This window comes from Sorangiineae bacterium MSr11367 (assembly GCA_037157805.1).
GTDB classification, from domain to species: Bacteria; Myxococcota_A; Polyangia; order Polyangiales; family Polyangiaceae; genus Pendulispora; species Pendulispora rubella.
Map to the genome: position 1 here is coordinate 9,987,479 of CP089983.1, position 23,050 is coordinate 10,010,528.

General features: G+C 62.4%; 19 protein-coding genes. 13 read left to right on the forward strand and 6 right to left on the reverse strand.

Annotated elements, in window-relative coordinates; translation table 11 throughout:
• Positions 1 to 142: 142 nt before the first annotated feature.
• From tuf to rpsL, 4 genes are all read right to left on the reverse strand, one after another.
• On the reverse strand, positions 143 to 1,333 hold the full coding sequence (gene tuf, locus LVJ94_38485) for an elongation factor Tu (GenBank protein WXB02788.1): 1,191 nt from the start codon (positions 1,331 to 1,333) through the stop codon (positions 143 to 145).
• A gap of 51 nt (positions 1,334 to 1,384) precedes the next feature.
• On the reverse strand, positions 1,385 to 3,463 hold the full coding sequence (gene fusA, locus LVJ94_38490) for an elongation factor G (GenBank protein ID WXB02789.1): 2,079 nt from the start codon (positions 3,461 to 3,463) through the stop codon (positions 1,385 to 1,387).
• Between the two features lie 335 nt (positions 3,464 to 3,798).
• Complete coding sequence (gene rpsG, locus LVJ94_38495; GenBank protein ID WXB02790.1) at positions 3,799 to 4,269, reverse strand: 30S ribosomal protein S7; 471 nt, start codon at positions 4,267 to 4,269, stop codon at positions 3,799 to 3,801.
• 12 nt (positions 4,270 to 4,281) lie between these two features.
• Positions 4,282 to 4,680, reverse strand: a complete 399-nt coding sequence (gene rpsL, locus LVJ94_38500) for a 30S ribosomal protein S12 (protein ID WXB02791.1) — start codon at positions 4,678 to 4,680, stop codon at positions 4,282 to 4,284.
• Positions 4,681 to 4,844: 164 nt separating this feature from the next.
• Between rpsL and LVJ94_38505 the strand changes: the two genes are divergently transcribed.
• The 13 genes from LVJ94_38505 (at position 4,845) to LVJ94_38565 (ending at position 20,138) form a co-directional block, all read left to right on the forward strand.
• Positions 4,845 to 5,360 carry a TrmH family RNA methyltransferase gene (locus LVJ94_38505; protein ID WXB02792.1) on the forward strand — a complete coding sequence of 172 codons (516 nt, stop codon included), beginning with the start codon at positions 4,845 to 4,847 and terminating at the stop codon, positions 5,358 to 5,360.
• 56 nt (positions 5,361 to 5,416) lie between these two features.
• A complete protein-coding gene (locus tag LVJ94_38510; GenBank protein WXB02793.1) occupies positions 5,417 to 7,351 on the forward strand; it encodes a beta-propeller domain-containing protein in 1,935 nt (644 codons plus the stop codon).
• On the forward strand, positions 7,348 to 8,274 hold the full coding sequence (locus tag LVJ94_38515) for a hypothetical protein (GenBank protein ID WXB02794.1): 927 nt from the start codon (positions 7,348 to 7,350) through the stop codon (positions 8,272 to 8,274). The genes LVJ94_38510 and LVJ94_38515 overlap by 4 nt, the downstream gene beginning before the upstream one ends.
• A 328-nt stretch (positions 8,275 to 8,602) precedes the next feature.
• On the forward strand, positions 8,603 to 9,532 hold the full coding sequence (locus LVJ94_38520; protein WXB02795.1) for a hypothetical protein: 930 nt from the start codon (positions 8,603 to 8,605) through the stop codon (positions 9,530 to 9,532).
• A 73-nt stretch (positions 9,533 to 9,605) separates the two neighbouring features.
• Complete coding sequence (locus LVJ94_38525; GenBank protein ID WXB02796.1) at positions 9,606 to 10,487, forward strand: serine protease; 882 nt, start codon at positions 9,606 to 9,608, stop codon at positions 10,485 to 10,487.
• 295 nt (positions 10,488 to 10,782) lie between these two features.
• On the forward strand, positions 10,783 to 13,521 hold the full coding sequence (locus tag LVJ94_38530; protein ID WXB02797.1) for a protein kinase: 2,739 nt from the start codon (positions 10,783 to 10,785) through the stop codon (positions 13,519 to 13,521).
• Between the two features lie 49 nt (positions 13,522 to 13,570).
• Positions 13,571 to 14,221, forward strand: coding sequence for a hypothetical protein (locus LVJ94_38535; GenBank protein WXB02798.1), 651 nt, complete (start codon positions 13,571 to 13,573; stop codon positions 14,219 to 14,221).
• A gap of 89 nt (positions 14,222 to 14,310) precedes the next feature.
• On the forward strand, positions 14,311 to 16,443 hold the full coding sequence (locus LVJ94_38540) for a prolyl oligopeptidase family serine peptidase (protein WXB02799.1): 2,133 nt from the start codon (positions 14,311 to 14,313) through the stop codon (positions 16,441 to 16,443).
• A complete protein-coding gene (locus tag LVJ94_38545; protein ID WXB02800.1) occupies positions 16,440 to 16,925 on the forward strand; it encodes a cupin domain-containing protein in 486 nt (161 codons plus the stop codon). The genes LVJ94_38540 and LVJ94_38545 overlap by 4 nt, the downstream gene beginning before the upstream one ends.
• Before the next feature lie 7 nt (positions 16,926 to 16,932).
• Positions 16,933 to 17,259, forward strand: coding sequence for a (2Fe-2S) ferredoxin domain-containing protein (locus LVJ94_38550; GenBank protein ID WXB02801.1), 327 nt, complete (start codon positions 16,933 to 16,935; stop codon positions 17,257 to 17,259).
• A complete protein-coding gene (locus tag LVJ94_38555) occupies positions 17,256 to 18,221 on the forward strand; it encodes a nitronate monooxygenase (protein WXB02802.1) in 966 nt (321 codons plus the stop codon). The genes LVJ94_38550 and LVJ94_38555 overlap by 4 nt, the downstream gene beginning before the upstream one ends.
• Before the next feature lie 54 nt (positions 18,222 to 18,275).
• Complete coding sequence (locus LVJ94_38560) at positions 18,276 to 19,478, forward strand: DUF418 domain-containing protein (GenBank protein WXB02803.1); 1,203 nt, start codon at positions 18,276 to 18,278, stop codon at positions 19,476 to 19,478.
• An 81-nt stretch (positions 19,479 to 19,559) separates the two neighbouring features.
• Entirely contained in the window at positions 19,560 to 20,138 is a 579-nt protein-coding gene (locus LVJ94_38565; protein ID WXB02804.1) for a hypothetical protein, read from the forward strand.
• Between the two features lie 143 nt (positions 20,139 to 20,281).
• Here the strand turns inward: LVJ94_38565 and LVJ94_38570 are convergent, their stop codons facing one another.
• Together LVJ94_38570 and LVJ94_38575 are read right to left on the reverse strand one after the other, a co-directional pair.
• Positions 20,282 to 22,084 carry an N-acetylmuramoyl-L-alanine amidase gene (locus LVJ94_38570; GenBank protein WXB02805.1) on the reverse strand — a complete coding sequence of 601 codons (1,803 nt, stop codon included), beginning with the start codon at positions 22,082 to 22,084 and terminating at the stop codon, positions 20,282 to 20,284.
• Between the two features lie 94 nt (positions 22,085 to 22,178).
• Positions 22,179 to 22,850: a thioredoxin family protein gene (locus tag LVJ94_38575; protein WXB02806.1), complete on the reverse strand. Its 672-nt coding sequence runs from the start codon at positions 22,848 to 22,850 to the stop codon at positions 22,179 to 22,181.
• Positions 22,851 to 23,050: the final 200 nt, after the last annotated feature.

Consider the following 23,050-nt stretch of genomic DNA (forward strand, 5'->3'; position numbering starts at 1 on the left):
TCACCAAGTTATCGGGACATCCAAAGTCGGTCGCTGCTCTCTGGTGTGCTGCCGTTTCGAAGGCGCTGGCGCCACATGCACTGAGCGTGAGAGCCAGAGTTCCGAAGACCGAGAGCGAGCGACCCACCTTTCCGTGAATTCCTTATTCGAGGATCTTGGTGACGATGCCGGCGCCGACCGTACGGCCGCCTTCGCGGATCGCGAAGCGCATCTGCTCTTCGAGACCAACGGCGGTGATCAAGGTGATGGTCATGGTGATGTTGTCACCCGGCATGACCATCTTGGTGCCTTCCGGCAGCTCGCACGTGCCCGTCACGTCCGTCGTCCGCATGTAGAACTGCGGGCGGTAGTTGGTGAAGAACGGCGTGTGGCGACCGCCCTCTTCCTTCTTCAGGACGTAGACCTCGCCCGTGAACTTCTTGTGCGGCGTCACCGAGCCCGGCTTGCAGAGGATCTGCCCGCGCTCGATGTCCGTGCGCTCGATGCCGCGCAGGAGGAGGCCGACGTTGTCGCCTGCCTGACCCTGGTCGAGCAGCTTGCGGAACATTTCGACGCCCGTGACCGTGACCTTGCGCGAGTCCGTGAAGCCGACGATCTCGACGTCCTCACCGACCTTGATCACACCACGCTCGATACGGCCCGTCGCGACGGTGCCGCGGCCCTTGATCGAGAACACGTCCTCGACCGCGAGCAGAAACGGCTTGTCGACGTCACGCTGCGGCTCCGGAATCGCGTCGTCGAGCGCCTTGACCAGGTTCCCAATCGACTCTTCCCACTTCGGCTCGCCGTTGAGCGCCGGGAACGACGCCACCTGGACGACCTTCGCGTTGTCGCCGTCGAACTTGTTCTTCGAGAGCAGTTCGCGAACTTCCATCTCGACCAGGTCGAGCATTTCCGCGTCGTCGACCGCGTCACACTTGTTGAGCGCGACGACGATGTGGTTCAAACCGACCTGGCGGGCCAAGAGAACGTGCTCGCGCGTCTGCGGCATGACCGAGTCGAGCGCGCTCACCACGAGGATGGCGCCGTCCATCTGCGCCGCACCCGTGATCATGTTCTTGATGTAGTCGGCGTGGCCGGGGCAGTCGACGTGGGCGTAGTGACGCTTCTCGCTCTCGTACTCGACGTGCGAGGCCGCGATGGTGACCGTCTTGGTCGCGTCGCGAACCGTGCCGCCCTTGGCGATGTCGGCGTAGCTGATGACCTTGGCCAGGCCCTTCTTGGACTGAACCTTCACGAGCGCTGCCGTCAAAGTCGTCTTCCCGTGGTCGATGTGACCAATGGTGCCGACGTTCACGTGGGGCTTGCTTCGGTTGAATTTCTCTTTCGCCATGACTTTCTCCGAGGGGGCTCAGTACTGCATATCCATGGGCTCCCGCGCCACTCAGTGGCTCGAGGTACCCTTAACCTTGGCCACGATCTCTTCCTGGATCGCGACCGGAACCGGTGCGTAATGCGAGAAGTGGAGCGACGAGGTCGCGCGGCCCTGCGTCATCGAACGCAGATCGGTCACGTAACCAAACATGGTCGCGAGCGGAACTTCCGCGTCGACCACCTGCGCGTTGCCGCGCTGGCTCATGCCGAGGATCTTGCCACGGCGCGAGTTCACGTCTCCGATGACGTCGCCCATGTACTGCTCGGGAACGACGACTTCGTTCTTCATGACAGGTTCGAGCAGGTGCAACCCTGCCCGCTTCGCGCCGTCCTGGAAGCAGAGCGACGCTGCGATTTCGAACGCCTGGGCGCTCGAGTCGACCTCGTGGTACGTGCCGTCGTACAGCCGGCACTTCATATCGACGAGCGGATAGCCGGCGAGAACGCCGCGGGCCATGGCCTCGCGCACGCCCTTCTCCACCGCAGGAATGAACTCCTTCGGGATGACGCCGCCCACGACATCGTTCTCGAAGACGAAGCCCGTTCCGCGCTCGCCCGGCTCGATCTCCATGAGCACATGGCCATACTGACCGCGGCCACCGGACTGCTTCGCGTACTTGTACTCGCAGGCGGTCTTCTTCGCGATCGCCTCGCGGTACGCAACCTCGGGCTTGCCGACGTTGGACTCGACTTTGAACTCGCGGCGGAGGCGGTCGACGATGATGTCGAGGTGCAGCTCGCCCATGCCGCTGATGATCGTCTGGCCGCTCTCCTCGTCCGTGTGCATACGGAAGGAGGGGTCCTCGGCCGCGAGCTTCTGCAGACCCACGCCGAGCTTCTCGACGTCGCTCTTGGTCTTCGGCTCGATGGCGATCGAGATGACCGGCTCGGGGAAGATCATCTTCTCCAAGAGGATCGGTTGCTTCTCGTCGCAGAGCGTGTCGCCGGTGCGCGTGTCCTTGAGACCCACCGCGGCGTAGATGTTTCCGGCGTCGGCTTCCGTCAGCTCTTCACGCTTGTTCGCGTGCATGCGGAGGATGCGACCGATGCGCTCGCGCTTTCCGCGCGTGGAGTTGAGCACCATGGTGCCCGAGTTGATCGTGCCCGAGTAGACACGGAAGAACGTCAGGTTCCCGTGCGGGTCGTTGATGATCTTGAAGGCGTAGCCCGCGAAGGGCGCCTTGTCGTCGGCCAGGCGGGTGTCTTCCTGCTCCGGCTTGTCCGGATTCACGCCCTTGACCGGCGGAATGTCGAGCGGCGACGGGAGGTAGTTCACCACCGCGTCGAGCAGGAGTTGCACGCCCTTGTTCTTGAACGCCGAACCGCAGAGGACCGGGAAGAACTTGAACGAGGTGCATCCCTTGCGGAGGGCGGCCACGATCTGGGCCTCCGGGATCCCATCGAGGTTGCCCTCGAGGAACTTCTCCATGATGCCTTCGTCGATGTCCGCACACGCTTCGATCATGTGCTCGCGCGCCGCCTTGCACTTCTCGACGAGGTTCTCGGGGATGTCCGTCCAGGTGTACTTCTGGCCCTTGGATTCCTCGTCGAAGATGGCAGCCTTCATCTTGATGAGGTCGACCACACCCTTGTGTTGATCTTCCTCGCCCACCGGCCACTGGATGGCCACCGGGGTGACGCCGAGACGCTCCTTGATGGAGTTCACGTTCATCTCGAAGTCCGCGCCGACCTTGTCCATCTTGTTGACGAACACGATGCGGGGAACGCGGAACTTGTCGGCCTGACGCCAGACCGTTTCGGTCTGCGGCTCGACGCCGTTGCCGCCGTCGAGAACCGCCACCGCGCCGTCGAGCACGCGGAGGCTGCGCTCGACTTCGATGGTGAAGTCGACGTGACCTGGCGTGTCGATGATGTTGATGCGGTGGCGAATGCCCGCGTGCGGGCCCTCGGCCGGTTGCCAGAAGCAGTTGGTCGCCGCCGAGGTGATGGTGATCCCGCGCTCTTGCTCCTGAACCATGTAGTCCATGGTCGCGGCGCCCTCGTGAACCTCGCCAATCTTGTAATTGACGCCGGTGTAATAAAGAACGCGCTCCGTCGTCGTCGTCTTGCCCGCATCGATGTGGGCCATGATTCCGATGTTGCGGGTTCTTTCGAGTGAGTATTCGCGGGCCACGGGACTTCTCCTGATTCGGGGGGCGAAAACCTGGGAGTTTACGCTGCGGGGACGACTTTTTCGTGCATTGAATGCACGAAACCCCCTCTGGCCATCCCTTCCGCATTTTGGAAGGGGCCGGTTAGTCGCGCAGGACTGACCGGTGAGTCCAGAGAGGGTGCCGGGGATCGATCAATTGTCGAGACCCGGTCCTTATGTCGGCTTCGTCATCTCCGCTTCGTATCTCCTTACGACTGCTTCTCCACTGAGGGCGCCTTCTTTAGCTCACCAAAGGCGACCATTCCAGCCGATTACCAGCGATAGTGAGCGAACGCACGGTTGGCCTCGGCCATTTTGTGTGTGTCGTCTTTCTTCTTGACGGCGTTTCCACGACCGTTCGCCGCATCGACGAACTCGGCCGCGAGGCGCTCGCGCATCGTCTTCTCGCCACGCTCGCGGGCGTAGTTGACCAGCCAGCGCATGGCCAGGGCAACGCGACGCTCGGGACGAACCTCGACCGGCACCTGGTAGGTGGCGCCACCGACGCGGCGGCTCTTCACTTCCAGCTTCGGCTTGACGTTGTCGAGGGCTTTACGGAAGACCTCGATCGGGTCCTCCTTGAAACGCTCGTTGACGATGCCGAAAGCGCCGTAGAGGATTCCCTCGGCCGTCGCCTTCTTACCGCCGTACATCAGCGTGTTGGTGAACTTGGAGACGAGCTTGTCCTTGTACTTCGGGTCCGGAATGATCCGGCGTTTCGGAACTTCACGACGACGGGGCATGGTTCTCCTCGATCAGCCTTTCGGACGCTTGACGCCGTACTTCGAGCGCTTGCGATTGCGATTAACTTTGTTCGTCGACGACGGGCCGATGGCGCCCGAGGCGTCGAGCGTGCCGCGGACGACGTGGTAACGCACGCCCGGCAGGTCCTTAACGCGGCCGCCACGGATGAGCACGACGGAGTGCTCTTGAAGGTTGTGGCCCTCGCCCGGAATGTACGAAGTGACTTCCATCCCGTTGGTGAGCCGCACGCGGCAAACCTTACGGAGCGCGGAGTTCGGCTTCTTCGGGGTGGTGGTGTAGACGCGCACGCAGACGCCGCGCTTTTGCGGACATGCTTTCAGCGCGGGCGACGCCGTCTTGAACCGGGCGGCTTCGCGGCCCTGGTTGATGAGCTGATTGATGGTCGGCACGTTATATCCTCGGAAATCCTCGTACGGTCAGCTGAGGCAGCGGGCAGACCATGGCCCGCATGGGAGCGCGCACTCTACTCGTGGCCCCGCCTCTGTCAAGCATGGATTGGCGCACCTCTTTCCAGGTGGGTTGGCGCCAGCCCCCATTATAAGGAGAGGCCACCGTGGCCCTGTTTCCCCCGCTCGATGCCTCCCCCGAGGAGGTCCGCGAAGCGTTGCGCCCGCTTCGGAACGATTTCTCGGTGGCGCTCCACACGGCAGGCAATGCCTTCGCCGTCGGCGCCATCATCCGGGTGGCGCATAGTTTCCTCGTCCGGGAGATCATCCTTATAGGAGGGGCGCCTTACTACGAGAAAGCCTCGATGGGTATGGAGAAGTACGAGACCATCGTCGCGGTTCCCGACGACGAGGCCTTCTTCGCCCATGTGGCGGGGCGCCCGGTGTGGGCCGTGGAGAAAGATCACGCGCGGCGAAGCTTGTACGACGTGCACGCGTTCCCGCGTGGGGTGGTGCTGGCCTTCGGCAGCGAGCGCGCCGGGCTCGCGCCGGAGTTCATCGCGCGTGCCGACGAGATCATCGCGATTCCCATGTATGGGGTGAACCACTCGTTTCCGCTCGCCATCGCCGCGGGCATCGTGATGAACGAGTGGGCGCGCCAGCACTACAGCACGCGCGCGTGACGTCGCACTGAGCGAAGAACTTTTCGGGGCGGTGCCCGTCGGATTGGGCATCGCCCATGAAACCTTCGGACTTTGCCCGCCGCGCGGGCGCGTTGATGTTGCTCGTGGCCACGGTGGTTGGTTGCCGAAGCGGCTGTAGTCGCGAGGCGGAAGCAGAGCCCAGCAAGTTGGTTCGCGCGCCCGGGGCGACCAAATTGGTCCCCTTCGGTTCGCGGGCCGAGTTCGACAAGTACCTCAAGGACGCGGCCGAGGCTCAAGAGCGCAAACAGCGCTTGGCACGTCGCGCCAGAGAGAGCGCGGGCAATGCGGCGATGGCGCCCGCGGCGTCGGCGGCTTCGGAGATGGCGGCCGACAAGGACGAGTCCATCACGAACAATCAGCATGCGGGCGTCGACGAAGGCGGAATCGTCAAGGTGCACGGGAACCATTTGGTCGTGCTCCGGCGGGGCCGCCTCTTTTCGTTGAAGGTCGGAGACGAGTCGCTCACCCCCGTTTCGGCCGCGGATTGCTATGGGCCGGGGGTCAGCCCCGCGGGCGCGTGGTACGACGAGATGCTCGTCTCGGGCGACACCATCGCGGTCATTGGATACAGCTACCAACGCGGCGGGACGGAGGTCGGGCTCTTCGACATCGACGGCAACGGACGCATTTCGTACCGCGCGACGTACCACCTTCGTTCCAACGACTATTACTCGTCGCGGAATTATGCGAGCCGTCTCATTGGGAACAAGCTCGTCTTCTATGCACCGCTCTACGTGCCATTGGCCGAACGGGATACGGCGAAGTGGCTTCCCGCCGTGCGGCGCTGGACGCCCGCCGCCACGCCGAACGACTTCGTGTCCATTCTCGAGCCCTCGCGCGTGTATCGCCCGATCGATCCCAGCGACCAGCTCGCGCTCCACACGGTGACCACGTGCGATCTTGCGAAAGGCGATTTCGCATGCACCGCGCGCGCGGTCATGGGGCCGCCGGGGCGCGTGTTTTACGTGTCGCAAGACTCCGTCTTCGTGTGGATGACGCCGTGGTCGCACGGTGAGGACGAGGGGGAGAAACGCGCGCGTTCGCGGTCGCTGCTCTATCGCCTGCCGCTTTCGGGCGAGGAGCCGTCGGTGCTGCGCGTGAGCGGTGGGCCCATCGATCAATTTTCCTTTTTGGAGGGCGGCGACGGAAAGCTCAACGTGCTCGTTCGCAGCGAGACCGCGGGCGAGGCCATGTGGCTTCCCGAGGCCACGGGCGGCGAGCTTGCGCTCTTGCGGGTGCCTTTGACGTCGTTCAATCGCGCCGCAGAGGAAGCTCCCTCTACGGCGTATACGCGATTGCCCAAGGCGGAAGGGTACGTGATGCAAAATCGCTTCGTCGGCGATTACCTACTTTACGGCACGGGCGCGAGTTGGGGATATGGCTCGCCCAAAACCGAGAGCAAGCTCGTGGCCTACCGTTACGGGTCGAATGCTCCGGCGCGCGAGCTCTCCTTGGGCCATGGCGTGGATCGCATCGAGGCGATGGGCAGCGATGCGGTGGTCGTGGGCGGCGACGGCAAGGATTTGCACTTCTCGAGCGTGGCGCTCGGGGCGACGCCGGCGCTGGGCGGGAAGTACATACGCACCGGTGCCGCGCAGGGTGAGCTTCGCAGCCATGGCTTCTTCTACAAGCCGGACGGCGAACAGCGCGGGGTCTTCGGCTTGCCCATTCGAGGCGGCGATCAGCCGGGGTATGCGCATCTGAAGCACGATTCGGCGTCGATTCTCTTCGTGCGCAACGAGCGCCTCGCATTCCGCGACATCGGGCAGCTCGAATCGGGATCGGCGGGCTCGGGTCGCGACGATGGGTGCAAAGCTTCGTGCGTCGATTGGTATGGGAATGCGCGCCCCATCTTTTTGCGCGGGAGGGTGTTCGCCCTGCTCGGATACGAGATCGTCGAGGGGCGCCAGGACGAGGGCCGCATTCGCGAAGTGCGCCGCACGAACTTCGCGCCAGCGGGGGTGCGTTGAGGCGCAGCGTTTCCGCCATCGCGGCGCTGCTCGCGCTGGCCGCGCTGGCCGCGTTTCCTGCGCACGCCGCGGAGGACACGGTCCGCTTCGACGAGGTCGTGGCGCGCATGCGCGACACCATCGACCGCACGGATCACGCGGCATGGCGACCCGCCTTCGAGGCCATGTGCCAACGGCATGGCCTGGACCCGAACTCCGCGGAGCTGTTTCGCGATTTCGTGCGATTGCAATCGGTGTTCGAAGCCACGCGCGATGGCGGAATGTGGCGCGTGCGCTGGGCCGTGACCAACCGCGAGCCGACGTCGAAGGCCATTTGGCAATCGTGGCAAAAAGAGACGCCGCCATTGCAGGGCGCCCCCAGCGTGACCGCGGAGTGCGATGAGATATCCGCCCTCACGGCATTCCTCGCCACGAAGCTCGAGGTCCGCGGCGTTGGTCTTTTTTGGCCAACCTGGAACCACACCATTGCCGCCTGGGAGCCTCGCCCCCTTCTCGCGAGTGCGAAAGATCCAGCGCGACGCAAAAAGCCACGCATTCTGTTGCCCACGACACAAGTCTTCCAAGGCTGCGATGACGCGCTCGATCACACGACGTTCGACCCATCGCACCAGGGCGCTGTGTTCGAGTACACGCTGCTGGACGTGCGGCCGGGGACGCGGATGGCGTCATCCCTCGCGACCTTTCTCGTGGAGCAGCTCGAGGCCTACAATGGCGCCTCATTGGATTTGCTGGCTCTGTTGAGACTCCACCGAGGGAAACTCTTGCGGTCCAGCGTCGGGGATTGTGCCGACCAACGCAGCCGGCTCGCCGCGTCCATTTCCATCACTGCGGCCAATGAACGTGCACTTACACGCTATTTTGCAATGGAGCTCGCGCGCAGCGCGGGAAATGCCCGCGAGATGCTCGCGGAGCTGGCACGATAGTCGTTAGCGCGAGCGCGCCGCGTCATTGTTGTGCATAGCCCACATGCCGGTGCAATGGGCGACATGATTCATTGGGATTGTCGTTGTCAGCTCATAAAAAAGTAGCGGCGCCATCACCAAGATGGTAACCGTGCCCGGTCCGGATGAGTGGGTTTGCAGCGGCGTGATGCCCCAACGCCAACCACTGCGAATGCCCTTGCGGAAGTTGCACTGAAAGCCGAAGCCGTCCCCGAAAGCGGTATTTGGACGGCCGCGGTGCATTCCGTTTTTCTAGGGTTTTCCACGCGCTCTCCGGTCACGCCGGCGAGCTTTGTCCACGGAGTGGCACATGAGACATCGGTCTTCGATTTCGACCTTCGTCTATTTATCCATCGCGTGCAGCTCGGCGCTCACCGCCGCGGGCTGCCAAGCATCGGCATCCGAGTCCGACGCGGAGGAAACCGTCGCCATCAGCGAAGAACAGGCCCTTAGCGCGGGCTATCTGCGCACGCCATTTGGGCTGGTGCATCCCGATTGCGTGCATGAAGTCGATGAAAATGCACCAGCGCGAAATGCGCAGGAAACGTGCGCACACCCGCGCGTTGCGAGCGCCGACGCATCATTCGCCGCCGGCGGGCAGGTGCCCGCGACGAATGGCTGGGTGGAAGCCTCGTGGGCCACGCTTTCCAGCGGGGCCACGTACATGCATGGCCGGTTTACCGTGCCCGCGGCGCCGCGGACGGCGGGCAACCAGCTTCTCTATTTCTTCCCCAGCCTCGAGCCCTCCGGCGGCACGGCCATCATTCAGCCCGTGCTGCAATGGGGTGTAGGCGCCGCCGGTGGCGGAAGATACTGGGCCATTGCATCGTGGTACGTCGACAACGCGGGACATGCCGAACATAGCGCGCTCCGGCGGGTTTCCTCCGGCGACGTGATCGACGGGCTGATGGAAGGCTCGAACTGCTCGTCCTCGGGCGCGTGCACCTGGAAGATCACCAGCACGGACGTCAACACCGGCGTTTCCACGGTGCTGAATCACGCCAACGACGGCAAAGTGTATACCCAAGCCCAGGGCGCGGTGCTCGAGGCCTATAGCGTGAGCCAATGCGCGCACTATCCCACGGACGGGGACATCACGTTCTCGCAATTGGTCGTCCGCCGGGGAAGCACCACGCTGTCGCCGGCGTATGGTCCGAAGCGCTGGAGCGTTTCGCCGACCTGCGGCTTCTCCGTCGATGCGAATTCGACAACGGCGCACACGCTTTACTATTCGAATTAGTGATGAATCGATTCTTCGATCATTCGCACGTGATCAACCTATTTCCTATTGCGTAAAGGCGGAGGTTCCACCTATGAAGAAGCTCATTGCAATCGCAGCAGTGCCGGCATTGTTTCTGGTGGCGTGCAGCAGCGCGGACCAAACCGCGACGAACGAGGCCGACTCCCCCGCCGCACCGCAAGTGGATGAGGGCAACGGCACGCTCGATCACCCGGACTTCCTGCGCAAGGTCGCCGACCCGACGAATTACAAGGTGACCCGCGAGCCGGCCGAGCACCGCGGCTCGAGTGTCCTGAGCACCTGCGGCTCGACGGACGACTCCGTATACGTCAACGACTACACGGGCAACCTGGGCGTCTCGACGGCGTACGTCAACGCGCACAAGAACCCCGTCGGCGCCATGGAGAGCAGCGCCAGCGACGCCTCGAGCGCGAAATACTGCTCCGGCACCCTGATTGCGAACGATCTGTTCCTCACCGCCAGCCACTGCATCGACAGCAGCACGGTGGCGAACGACTACATCGCATTCAACTACGAGCGCGCCAAGGGCTCCACGACGGTCTTGACGCAGACCCACGTCAAGATCACCGCCATCGTCGAAGATGGTCTGGGCGGTCTCGACTACGCCATCGTCCGCCTGCAAGGCTCCCCGGGCACCACCTTCGGCACGACGCCCGCCAACGCCACCGAGGTCGCCGCAGGCGGCACCCTGGCGATCATCCAGCACCCGGCCCGCCTGCCCAAGAAGATCGAAGCGGGCACCAAGACCGGCAACAGCGGCGACTACCACACCTACGGCAACATCGACACGCAGGGCGGCAGCTCCGGCTCCGGCATCCTCAACGCATCGGGCCAAGTCGTTGGCGTTCACACCAACGGCGGCTGCACCTCGAGCGGCGGCACCAACAGCGGCGTGCGCATGTCGCGCATCGCCGCCGCGTCGAACATCCTGTAACCGAGTTCCCGCTTCCAAGAGCGGCAACGGAAGGCCGGCACGCCGCAGCGTGTGCCGGCCTTTCCTCTATCGTTCGACGAGTCGAGCCGCGCAAAAATGCAACGCCCCCCCCACAACACCTCACCTGACACTACCTCTCGGGTAGAATCCCCGCGATGCGACAGACCCGATAGCGGAGCGCGGCCCTTGACGCATTCTACGCCAGAACGCCATCATACGCGCTCTCGCGAGCTTCCTCATGCCGCCACATTCCCAGGTTTCAAGTTCCGCGCGTGCTCTGACTCGCATTGGGAAGGTGGTCCTGCAGAAATACAAGATCACTCGACTGCTCGGCGTCGGCGGGATGGCCGCAGTATATGCCGCAACACACCGCAATGGCCATCGCGTCGCCATCAAGTACTTGCACGAGCATTTGTCAGACGATGCTGACATCCGGAGGCTCTTCAGCCGCGAAGCATACGTAGCAAACGAAGTCGATCACCCCGGTGTCGTGCCTGTACTCGATGACGCCGAGGATGAACATGGATGCATACTCCTGATCATGCCGCTCCTCGATGGGGAGACGCTGCGCGCCCGATGGGAGCGCACCGGCAAACGACTGTCGGTGGCGGAAGTCGGCGTGCTGATGTGGGATGTTCTTGATGTTCTCGCGGCCGCGCACAGCAAAGGGATTGTGCATCGAGACATCAAGCCGGAGAACCTCTTCGTCGACTCGAACGGCCATATCCGTGTGCTCGATTTTGGAATTGCGCGTCATATTGATACCGAGGCCAATGCAACCGTTACAGGTCGCATGATAGGGACGCCGGCTTTTATGCCCCCTGAACAGGCGCTCGGAAAACGAGAGGAGATCGGACCGGCTAGCGATTGCTGGGCTGCCGGTGCCACTATCTTTACACTATTGTCCGGTGAGCTCGTTCACGTGGCGAACAGCGCAGAAGCGCTGCTCGCGTCAGCAGCCACGCAACGCGCACGCTCACTTGCTAGCGTCAGCACGACCATCCCTGCTTCGATCGTACGATTTGTCGACAAGTCTCTCGCTTTCGAGATCTCTGACCGTTGGCGCACGGGCTACGAGATGCGAGAAGCATTGCTAAATGCTTTCGAAGAGACACTTGGCGAAACTCTCGCCACCGTCGCTCCTAAGCTGCGCGCGCAGATAACCGCTGAATTTTCGCTGTATCACGACGACTCTGCCACTCAACGCGGGAGTACGAAGCACGACGATGGTGCCCAAGGGCCATTGTCCCCGCCAGCAACTCCTCAACATCTGAAACCCGCGCCTTCAGCAGAATACGGCGCTCATACGCCCGAGGGCATCGTCGGCGACCCTCCCCAAACAGCCGCCGGTTTCGGTCGCCCTTCTACCCGTGTGTGGAATAGTTTAGTCGGCATCATCATTACACTGGGTCTTGCCGTATCCGGTTTCTTGGCACTGCACGCGGCAGCCGGGAGTTCCGCCCGTACGACAACGAAGAACGAACCCCTCGCGCCGACTGAATCCCCCACTTCAGGGGCGAATTCGGCGGCTCTTAGAGAACTCTCCGCGGGTGTTCAGAGTTGGCGCGATGCCTCGATGTGGGGCGCCGAACGAACCATTGCCCATGCACTCGAGCTTGACCCTAATTTGGCTTCGGCTCACTTGTATCTCGCGATGCTGTCGACGTGGACGGCCGAAGAGACGCGCGCCCACCACCATTCCGCCTCGTTAAATCGTAATCTCCTGAGTCCCCGCGACCGAATCCTACTCGAAGCCTACACTCCAGCGATGGCAGTGCCGCCCAACCTGGCCGCTAGCGTAGAGCACCTACTTGCCGCTAAGGAATCTTACCCATCTGACTGGCTCGTACTGTATTCATTAGCGGACATGCTCATCAGGACGAGTAAGCTCTCCCAAGCAATCGAGGTGCTCGATGAGCTGATGCGAGTTGACCCTTCTCTTGCGCTCGCATGGGAGGCAAAGGCCATCGCATTAGGGCTGCTCGAGGATATCGAGGGCACACGTGATTCGCTCAGCATGTGCATCCAACTATCGCCATATGCATCTTCATGCCTGGAAACTCTCGCCAAGCTAGACATGAATGAAGGCCGTTGTCCGGAGGCTGAACAAGGATTTCGCACGCTCATGGCGATGCCAAATCCAGCCAACTATTGGCCTACGTTTCTTGCCGCAACAATCTATGCCCGCGGCGGCTCACTGGAAAGCGTACTCCGTACTCTAGAGCAGGGTTGGCAGCTTAGTTCAGGACCGAAACGTGAAGTCGCGCGACTACAAGATGAGGCCTTGATCCATGTACTCGCAGGCGAGTTTCTTGACGCCAAGCGCACCGTCAAGGAGTGGAGGAATGCCCTCTCGGGGACCAGATATGAAACTCCGCGAACAAGGGCTGTAAAGCTAGACTTGTATATCTCACTCGAGCTCGGTGAGTACGAACTGGCCGCTCGACTTGCGTCAGAGCAACTGCACGAACGCCAGTCACTGGTTTCCACCGCAATCAACGATTCAGCAATGATGGCGCTTCGTATTCAGTATCTCGCGGGACGACTCCCACGTGATCTCCTCGAAAAACGTCGCGCAACTTGGCTCGAACAGCAGGCGACGCGACCAAACCTGGTCGGTTCTACCAACCTTCGCTGGATTGCGGCATACGCGAGCTCGGCCTTGACGCCCGAAGACGCAGCAGAGGCGCTTCGCGTCTTACCGAGTTACCTGCCGCTCCCCGACAAACTCGATCGCGATGTCGAAGCAGACGCCGCGATAGGACGCGTGTACTTGCTGAATAACGATGCAAAAACTGCCGTGACCTATCTCCAACGCGGCGCAAACTCGTGTAGGGCAACCCGGCTTCCGTTCGAGCACACCTGGGCGCATATGAATCTCGGCATAGCCTACGAACGGCTCGGCGACTTACCGCATGCATGCGAAGCGTACACTACTGTACTCAGGCGATGGGGAAAGGAATCCCGGAGCGTGACAGCTAACGAGGCACGCAAACGGTTCCAGAACTTACGCTGCGCCTCCCCGGCGCACTAATCTTTCCGAATGCGCCGGAGACGAAGAGTCTCACATGATGTTCACGCGAATGAGCATGTTCTTCGAGTATGAAATGGGCAACCCTGCTGCAATCGCCGCACTGGGTCGCGAGCATCAGGAGCATCGGACCGCATGGCGGCCCGGAAGCTATTTCAATCATGAAATCATTCCACAATCGGCCCTCTACTTTGCGGGCATAACGACGCGCGAAGAATATCACCATCAACGGGATACTTGGTTGAAGGTCGAAGCGTCACGAGAACCGCTTGTTTTCAAATCGAAGCAATGGGACACCGCCTATGCGCGTCCGATTCGCGACCAACAAGATGCTCGCGAGGCGCTCGCGGTGTTGCCCGAATACCTGCCATTGACCAGCAGCGCTGCGCGAGCTCTCGAAACGGACGAAGCCATTGGCCGGGCATATCTTCTCGTCGGAGATCTCGAGAATGCGGAGCGGTACCTACGACGTGCGACGAGGTCTTGCGCCGCGCTCGACAATCCCTTCGAACATACCTGGGCATTGTTGAACTATGGAAAGCTGCTCGAACAGAAAGGCGACGTAGGCGGAGCCTGCAATCTGTATCGGCAGGTCGTGCAGCGCTGGTCGGAAGGAACCACGAGCCAGGCTGCGCACGCTCGAATGACGTCGCTGAAGTGCCAGGTTTCACCGGCGAAAGGTCCCGACGCGTCAAAGCACTGACGCGAACATCGCAACGCCAAGCAAAGGGGGACCTACCCCGGCCTTTCCTCTATCGTTCGGCCGGGGGCGGGTGTATCACGGATTCCGCCATGATCCGCCCGATTCACCCTGGTTCGCCGTCCTTTCGTCGTCGCTTGCTGTCGCTCGTGCCGCTCGTGCCGCTCGTGCCCATCGTTGCGGTGGCCGCGGCGTGTGGCGGTGAGACCCCCGCTGCGGAGGCACCGCATCGGAATCAACCGCTTACGAATGCGCTGAAGGACGCCACCAAGCCGGCGACCACGGAAGCGGATGCGGGAGCGGCGTCGCATGCGTACTCGGGCCACGGTGCGTCGAGTGTGCCGAAAGAGGTCATTGCCAAGTTCGCGGCGCCTCCCCTTCCCGAGGACCTGTCGCGCACCTTCCAGTCGATGCTCGACGTGCGAGCACCTTCGGGTGGGCGGCTGAGCCCGAATGGCAAGACCTTGTACATGACCTGGAACGTCACCGGGACGAGTCAGGTTTGGCGGGTGGACGGGGCGCAGCACTTTCCCGTTCAAATGACGGGCGGCGAAGATCAGACGACCTTGGCCGATGTCGCGCCCGATGGCAGCTTTCTCGTGCTCCAACGCGATCGCAAAGGCGAGGAGAACCCGGGGATCTACCTTCAGGATCCCAAGGGCGGAAAGCTCACCGTGGTGGCCCACAAGCCGGGCGTGCAGTCGACGTTCCAGTTCCTGAGCGACGACGGAAAGTACATTTACTATCGCTCGAATGACGTCAAACCGAGCTCGTACGTCCTTTATCGTTACGACCGCGCCAAGAACGCGCGCGAGGTCGTCTTCGATCAAGAAGGCATTTGGGGCATTGCCGACCATCGGCCGGCCGCTCCCAATTCGCCGGAGTTGAAGCTCCTCCTCCAAAAGGAAGTGGGGGGCGACATGAACGAGTATTACGAGTGGGACACGTCGAAAAAGACGCTCACGCCACTCTTCGGTCAGGGCGAGAAAGAGGATTATGAGGCGACGTACGGCGCCAAAGATGGCGAAATCCTGGTGCAGACGTCCCACCTGAGCGAATTCAAGCGACTTTATCGTTGGGACCTTGCGCAGAAGAAGTTCACGCCCATCGTGGCGGAGATTCCGCACGAGATCTCCAACTTCGAAGTGGACCACGCGAAGACGCGAATCGCCTACACGATCAACGATCAGGGCTATACACGCCTCAAGATCATCGATGCCCGCACGTACAAGGACATCACGCCGCCAGCCATCGCGAAGCTCACGGGCGACCACGTCAGCTTCGGAACCGTGTCACGCGACGGCCGGTATCTGTCGGTCAGTGTGGATAACGGAAAAGGACCACGGACGAGCTACATTTACGATTGGAAGGCGGGCTCGCTCACCGCATGGCACACTCCGAGCTCGCCGGAGGTCGACGGTGCGACGTTCGCGCCCGCCAAGCTGGAAAGCTTTCCCGCGCGCGATGGAACGGCCATTCCAATGTTCGTCCGGAGGCCGGAACCGTCACGTTGCGCGGCGCGTCCGTGCCCCGTGCTCGTCATGTTCCACGGCGGCCCGGAGGGCCAAGCTGTCCCGGGCTTCTCGCCGGTGCTGCAGGCCTTCGTCGATGCGGGGTTCATCCTGGTGGAGCCGAACGTCCGAGGAAGCAGCGGCTATGGGAAAACGTGGCTTCATGCCGACGACGGGCCCAAGCGCCTCAACATCATCACCGACATCGAAGACGTATCGAAGTTCATCCGCGCCAATTGGGGGGAGGGAGGCAAAGCTCCCAAGATTGGAGTCTGGGGCGGCAGCTACGGTGGTTATTCGACCTTGGTTGCCATGACGATGTTCGCCGGGGCGTACGATGCAGGCTCGTCCAACGTGGGCATTAGCAATCTGATGACCTTTTTGCAGAACACGGCGCCCTATCGGCGCATTCTGCGCATCAGCGAATATGGCGACCCCGAGCGCGACAAGGATGCGTTGATCAAGCTTTCGCCCAGCACGCACATCGACAAGCTGTCGGCACCGCTGCAGATCATCCAGGGTGCCAGCGATCCTCGGGTGCCCGTCGGGGAGTCGCTGCAGATGTACGATCTTCTGCAGAAGAAGAATGTGCCCTCGCAGCTGATCATCTTTGCCGACGAAGGGCACGGCGCGCAGAAACGCGACAACCGCGTGCTGCAGTTCGGGCACATTTTGCGATTCTTCAAAGAGAACCTGTTGGGCAACGCCAAATGAGCAAAGTGCCTCCCTTCATCGTGCACGAGGACGACGTTCCCGAGGTCGAAGGGCGCTATCGGGCGCCTTTCGACGGGGAGGCGCTCTCTTGGGATCGCGATCTTGGGCGGGCTGCGGGGACGGTGAACCTCGGAATGAGCAAAACCCGGCTTCCGCCGGGGCGGCGTACGAGCTTTACGCATGCGCATTCCGAGGAAGAGGAGCTCGTCTACGTTGTCGCCGGGGAGTGTGCCGTGCGGCTCGTGGAGCCTGGGCAGGCTCCGCGGGAGTACGCCTTGCGGGCGGGGCATACGGTGGCGTTCCCGGCGGGAACGGGGATTGCGCATACCTTCGTCAATCGAGGTAGTGAGGATTGCACCCTGCTCACCATTGGCGAGCGGAAGGATGCGACCGATCGCGTCTTTTATCCGGAAGAGCAGGATGCAGCCTACGAGGCGCATATGGTCACGGACCGGCCGGGGCGGCACTGGAAACGGGTATAATCGGAACATGCCGCACCGAGAGCATTATCTATTCGTGTGCATCAATCGGCGGGATGATGCCAATCCGCGCGGCTCGTGCGCGCAAAAAGGCTCGGAGATCATCGCCGCCAAGCTGAAAGGCGCGCTGAAAGCGAAGGGCGTAGCGCGCACGGTGCGCGCTTGCACGGCGAGTTGCCTCGATATGTGCGAATCAGGGGTCAGCATCGTGCAGGAGCCCGAGCATGTCGTCTATGGCCACGTCACGGTGGACGACGTGGACGAGATTGTCGACGCGGCGATGCTTGGCCAGGTGGTGGAGCGGCTCGTCGTCGCCCGGGGCGGATCGACGCCATGAGTACCGCCGAGAAGCTGTGCGCGCGACTCGGCGTTCGCGTTCCCATTTTTCAAGCGCCGATCGGGCGCATTGCCTCGCCGGAGTTGGCTGCGGCCGTCGCGCAGGCCGGCGGAGTGGGGCATCTGGCATGCACCTGGGACAAGCCGGACGATCTTCGCCGTCGCATTCGCGAGGTGCGCGCGCACACGAGCGCGTTCGGCGTCAATTTCGTGCTCGAGTTTCCCATCGAGGAGAACCTGGCGATTGCGCTCGAAGAAGGCGTGCGCATCGTTTCCTTCTTCTGGGGCGTCTCGGAAAAGCATATTGCGCGCGTGCACGCGGCGGGCGCCTTGGCCATTCAGGTCATTGGCTCGGTCCAAGAAGCCATTGACGCGGTCAAAGTTAGCCCGGATGCCATCGTCGCCCAAGGGTACGAAGCAGGAGGCCACGTTCGCGGCACCGCGTCGACGATGGTCCTCGTTCCACGCGTGGTCGACGTCGCAGGCGATATCCCCGTCATCGCGGCGGGTGGCATCGCCGATCGCCGCGGCGTGGCCGCCGCCCTTGCACTCGGCGCAGCGGGTGTATGGGTCGGCACCCGCTTTCTCGCATCCCGCGAGGCCGACATCCATTCCATCTATCAGGAGCGCATCCTCGCGTCGTCCGAGGAAGACACGGTGCACTCGGAACTCTTCGACCTGGGGTGGCCAAACGCCGCACTTCGCACATTGCGAAATAGCACGGTGCGCGCATGGGAAGCCGCCGGACGCCCCTCCGCACCGAACCGCCCCGGCGAAGGCGAAATCGTGGGCCAACGCGCCAACGGGGCCAACATGCTTCGTTACGATTTCGGCTCCCCGACACGCGCTGCCCAGGGGAATACGGAGGCCATGGCGCACTATGCCGGCCAAGGTGTGGGCCTCGTGCACTCCGTCGAACCGGCCGCGCACATCGTTCAGGAACTCGCGTCAGGACTTGGCTAGCCCAGGGGCGTTTTTCAAGCAACGTTAGAGAGACGAGGCCGACATTCAAGTCGAATGACTGCCCTTGTCCCCATCCATCGAGCCGACCGCGAACCTCTGCTCGATGTGCTACGTGCGCTGGCACTCTGCGTCGTGTTGGCAGACAACGTCATGACGACGTTCAGCGGTTCCTCGTTTCTGCCGAGAACCTCATCGGACTACATCCACAACGAAGGCCTCTCGGGAATGCTGTTTCGCCTTCTCGTAGGCCTTCGGTCGATGACCGTCATGAGCTTCCTCTTCGGCGTCGGATTCTCCATCCAACTCACGCGCGCCAAGGAGCGTGAGGTCACGGCGATGTATCTGCGACGGCTCGCGATCATGTTCGCCTTCGGCGTTTGCCATGTCTTGCTCGTGTGGTGGGGAGACATTCTCTGGATCTACGCGCTTACGGGGTTGGTGCTACTTCCATGCCGTAGGGCCGGCACGCGCACGCTCATCGGCGTCGGTTTGGCGCTTGCCATCTTGCCGCGTGTCATCGTTTCAATTCCTGCTATCGAGACCGCGCTCGTGCCCGACAAAGCGATCATGCAACAGACGAGGGAGAGCATGCTCGCGGCCATCCACGGAAGCGACCACGCGCAGATGTTCGCAGCGCACCTGCGCACGTTGTTCTATATCCACGTGCGCGCGCTGCCTTGGTTTCTTCCTTGGCTTGCGGGACGGTACGTTCTGGGATTCGCCGCCGGCAGACAGCGGATCTTCCAGAAGAATGGGGCAAATCATCTGCAGCTCTTTCGCAAGCTTACCGTGGCCGGATTCCTGATCGCGCTCATCGGAGCGGCGATCCGCATCGCGGTCGTGGGTCGGGAGCTGGGGCCGACGCGCAAGGTGGTCGTGCGATTGGTCGACGACACCTCGGTCGTGGCCTCCGTCGCGCTGGGCATTTCACTGGTCGTCTTACTGATGCAGAATTCACGGTGGCGGCGCTGGTTGTCGGTACTCATTCCGATCGGCCAAACGCCGCTCACGACGTATCTTTCGCAATCGATCATGGCTACATTCTTGTTTTATGGCTGGGGCCTTGGCCTTGCACACCACGTGCAGGGACCGAAGGCAGGACTCATTGGCCTTGCGGTGTTCGCCGTGCAGGTCACGATGGCCACGCTCTGGCTCCGTCGCTACGAGCTCGGGCCGATGGAGTGGGTATGGCGCACACTCGCCTACGGAAAGCGGCAGCCAATGCGCCGTCGGTCGTCCGAAGTAGTGCTAGTGTAGCCCGCATCCGTCATGCGTTGGTGCACCGTTGACGAGCTTGCGAGCAAGCTCTCTTTCCCTCAGGGATACAGTCTCGACCTCTTGTCCAAGTCCGATGTGCCGTTCGTCACGCGTGCGTTGGAGCAGTGGTACCCAGATGTCGTTATCGGTTCGGAAAGCCACCATTTGACGGAGGATTTCTACTATCGCAACGTACAACTCGCCCGGGCGGATGAGGAGCGTGACACGCTTGGACTGGTCTTGCGCTTCGAGGGCACCATCGTCGGGTTGATGATGCTCACCAAGGATGCGCAAAGCCAAAGTGTGACATCGCGCATGGGAGCGCTCGCACCGGAACATCGACGGGGGGCCGTTGGGTTTCTCGGCGTTTTGCTTCTCGACGCTGCGGCGCGCGCCATGGGCGCCGGCGTCGCGTATTCGTTCGTCACGATGAAGACGAGGCACCAGCAAGTCATTGCCGAACGATACGGCTTTCAAATCGTCGGCATCATGCCTGCGTGGGACGTCGACATGATCGAGCCGAACCGCCCCAAGCGCGTCTTCGAAGCCATCTACGCCAAGGTCTACGCCCCGAGAAGCGAATGGCATCTCCCCCCACCGGAAGCCATGACCAAGCGAACCCGCGAGCTCTGGAACTTCCTTTTCCCGCAACCCGACTAGCGCAGCCGTGTAGACGTTGCTGGGCAGAGGGCGTCGTGCCTCATTCGCGATTCGCGAATCGCGAATCGCGATTCGCGATTCGCGATTCGCGATTCGCGAATGCCGCGACGCCCCCCCAAGGAGGGCCGCTGCTCGACCAAGACCTAAGGCTGCAACTCGACGTCGTCCGCCATGACGTACGCAATGCGGTGGCCGAATTGGATCTGGAAATACCGCGTACGGCCACGCACCACGACGTGCTCCGAGGGGTCGAAGGTGCCGGCCCACAGGTACTCCGTCGAGGGAAAGTGCCCAACCGAGTAGCGCTGGCCGGCACGTAGCTCGTATTGCAGCGGCACGATGGCCTGCACGGGTACGTGCGAAGGATACGCCTCCGCCTCGGGATACGGGCGCCCGTAAACGGGAATCGATGCCCTTCCCGGTTTGGGCGTGACGGTCAAACCGCTCGCCGGCAGCGCACTTGGGGCGCTCGGCGGATTGTAGAACCAGCCTTTCTGCCCGAGATACCAAATGGCGGTCCAATCCCCGCTTCGGTCCGCGATGGCGTATTGCTGCCCCGTCGAGGCGCGACTTCCGATGTCCGATACGTGCATCGAGCTCGCTCCATGCGTCGGGTGCGTCCCAACGTCATCGAGCAGCGGGGCGTCGACGCGCGGCTCGGTGTGCAGAATCACGGAGGACGATGGGCGGGCCGGGCACACGGCCTCGGGATGCGCGTCGTCGCAGCCGAAAAATGACGGCTGATTCCGAGCCCAATCGGGAGCGATCGTCACCAGGCCCGAGTGCGGACCGCCGGTGGCACGGAACGGTGCTCCCAACAATGCGAAGTAGTGCGCCCAATCCCAATACGGCCCCGGATCCCAGTGCATGTCGCTGATCGCATCTGGAGTCGGGCCCGCCACCGTGTCATGGCCGAGAATGTGCGCGCGGTCCAGAGGAACACCGTACCGCGCGGCAAGGTATCGAACGAGCCTGGCCGAGCTGCGGTACATGGCCTCAGTGTACCAGGTGCCTTGCGCCGCGAAACCTTCGTGCTCGATGCCGATGGACTTGGAATTGATGTACCAATTGCCAGCTTGCCAACCGACATCCTTGGTCTTCACGTGCTGGGCGACGTGTCCGTCGTTGGAGCGAATCGTGTAGTGCCAACTCACGCCGTGAGGGTCGAGAATCTCGTCGCTCACCGCACTCGAATACGACCCTTCGACATCGTGAATGACGATGTGCGTAATCTGCTGCGTGCGGGGCCGATCCGACAAATCGTGATTTCCGAATTTGCCCTCGCCCAGTTCCTGATACGGAGCCGGAATCCACTCGCAATCGAGCGATGGCGGGCACTCCACGTCGCCCTGCACCGACGCGCGGAGCCCTAGGATGTCCAGCTGCGCCTTCCGCGGTTGGAGGCTCGCTTGCGCGGTGAGCTCGACGCGCTGCCCATCGTCGGTGACGCGCTGGTTCCCTTCCGCGATGACGTCGTACACATCGTCGGCGAACTGGCGCGCGGCTCCGCGGTCCATCGCCCCGCTATAATGCGCGACCGCGCCGTACCACTCGGCAGGATCCGCATGCGGCCCCGTGGCGACAAGCTCGCGTTGATACTCCGCGAGCAGGGCGGCGCCTCCCCGGATGTTCTGCTCGGGGTCCGTGCGAAGCGTCGCTTCGTCCAAACCGGTCAGCGCCGCAGCCCGCGCGAGCGAGCCTGCGCCCGTGAGGTGCATGGGGCCATAGCCCGCTGCACGACTGGGCCGCCCACCGTTCGAGTCCCACCGTGACTCCATGTACGAAACGCCGAGAAGCACGCTCTCAGGCACACCGAACTCCTGCGCCGCCCCGCGAAAAGCTTGCTGCCGCGTCTCCGCCGACGGCGCGCCGTCCGATGACTGGCACGCCAATGCGGACACGGTAACGACGCCCACCATCGACCACGCGAGGACCGTTCGCAACATGGCCTTCACAATACGTGCGCCGTACGCAATCACGCGAATGCAAAATCGAGATTCGGATCGTGTGATATGCGACTTCCCACCGCGGCTTGGCGCATTAGTACTTCACACCGCACCCGTAGGCCTTCGTACTCTTCACCGTGACCGGCCGCCCAGCCGCGACCGCATCGAGGGCAGCTCCGACGTAGTTCACCAACTTTCCGCCCTCGGGCGACTCGCCTTCGCCGTCGGGAGAGTTGTCGATGGCACCTTGGTAAACGAGCACCCCGCGAGGATCGATCACGAACATGTGCGGCGTGTTGGTCGCACCATAGCGCTTTCCCGTTTCACCGGATTCATCGAGCAGTACCGGGTATGTCATCCCATAACGCTTCTTGCCTTCGGCGTTCTTGGCGGCGCCGTGCCCCGCATTGCCGGGTGCACTCGAATTGATCGCGAGCCAGACCACCCCCTTTGCGAGCTGGGTCGACGGAAACGTCTTGAGGGATGCTTTCGTATGCGATGCACGGACGAACGGGCAATCTGGATTGAACCATTCGAGCACGACCATCTTGCCGCGGTAGTCGCGAAGGCTGATCGTCTTGCCGTCGAGGTCTCGCAACGAGAAGTCCGGCGCCGGATTTCCCACTTCGGCAGTCCCCTGGCCGCTGGCCGCCGTGGTCGTGGTGGTCGCGACTCCCTCGGGGCGGGCGGCCCGATCGCAACCTGCAAGCAGGATGCACCCAAAGGCCATGCCGACGATACGTATCGAAATCGACTTCTTTCCCATGCGTTCACCTCCTGACACCAAGAGATGCAGCGCGCGACACGACATTTCCAACCCACGTCGATGAACGGCCCCCGATTGCGGTCGAACGGTCTGCCAAGGCGGCAAACGGCATTTTTCTCCATCCGGCACTGCATGCCATGGCGCTAAACACCATTCCGTTCACCGCACTCCATGTCCGTTCGCCCCCTCCACGGTGCCGT

Coding starts and splice junctions, on each gene's coding strand:
- tuf (WXB02788.1), bottom strand. CDS start 1,333: ATGGCGAAAGAGAAATTCAACCGAAGCAAGCCCCACGTGAACGTCGGC.
- fusA (WXB02789.1), bottom strand. CDS start 3,463: ATGGCCCACATCGATGCGGGCAAGACGACGACGACGGAGCGCGTTCTT.
- rpsG (WXB02790.1), bottom strand. CDS start 4,269: ATGCCCCGTCGTCGTGAAGTTCCGAAACGCCGGATCATTCCGGACCCG.
- LVJ94_38510 (WXB02793.1), top strand. CDS start 5,417: ATGAAACCTTCGGACTTTGCCCGCCGCGCGGGCGCGTTGATGTTGCTC.
- LVJ94_38520 (WXB02795.1), top strand. CDS start 8,603: ATGAGACATCGGTCTTCGATTTCGACCTTCGTCTATTTATCCATCGCG.
- LVJ94_38525 (WXB02796.1), top strand. CDS start 9,606: ATGAAGAAGCTCATTGCAATCGCAGCAGTGCCGGCATTGTTTCTGGTG.
- LVJ94_38535 (WXB02798.1), top strand. CDS start 13,571: ATGAGCATGTTCTTCGAGTATGAAATGGGCAACCCTGCTGCAATCGCC.
- LVJ94_38540 (WXB02799.1), top strand. CDS start 14,311: ATGATCCGCCCGATTCACCCTGGTTCGCCGTCCTTTCGTCGTCGCTTG.
- LVJ94_38545 (WXB02800.1), top strand. CDS start 16,440: ATGAGCAAAGTGCCTCCCTTCATCGTGCACGAGGACGACGTTCCCGAG.
- LVJ94_38550 (WXB02801.1), top strand. CDS start 16,933: ATGCCGCACCGAGAGCATTATCTATTCGTGTGCATCAATCGGCGGGAT.
- LVJ94_38555 (WXB02802.1), top strand. CDS start 17,256: ATGAGTACCGCCGAGAAGCTGTGCGCGCGACTCGGCGTTCGCGTTCCC.
- LVJ94_38560 (WXB02803.1), top strand. CDS start 18,276: ATGACTGCCCTTGTCCCCATCCATCGAGCCGACCGCGAACCTCTGCTC.
- LVJ94_38570 (WXB02805.1), bottom strand. CDS start 22,084: ATGTTGCGAACGGTCCTCGCGTGGTCGATGGTGGGCGTCGTTACCGTG.
- LVJ94_38575 (WXB02806.1), bottom strand. CDS start 22,850: ATGGGAAAGAAGTCGATTTCGATACGTATCGTCGGCATGGCCTTTGGG.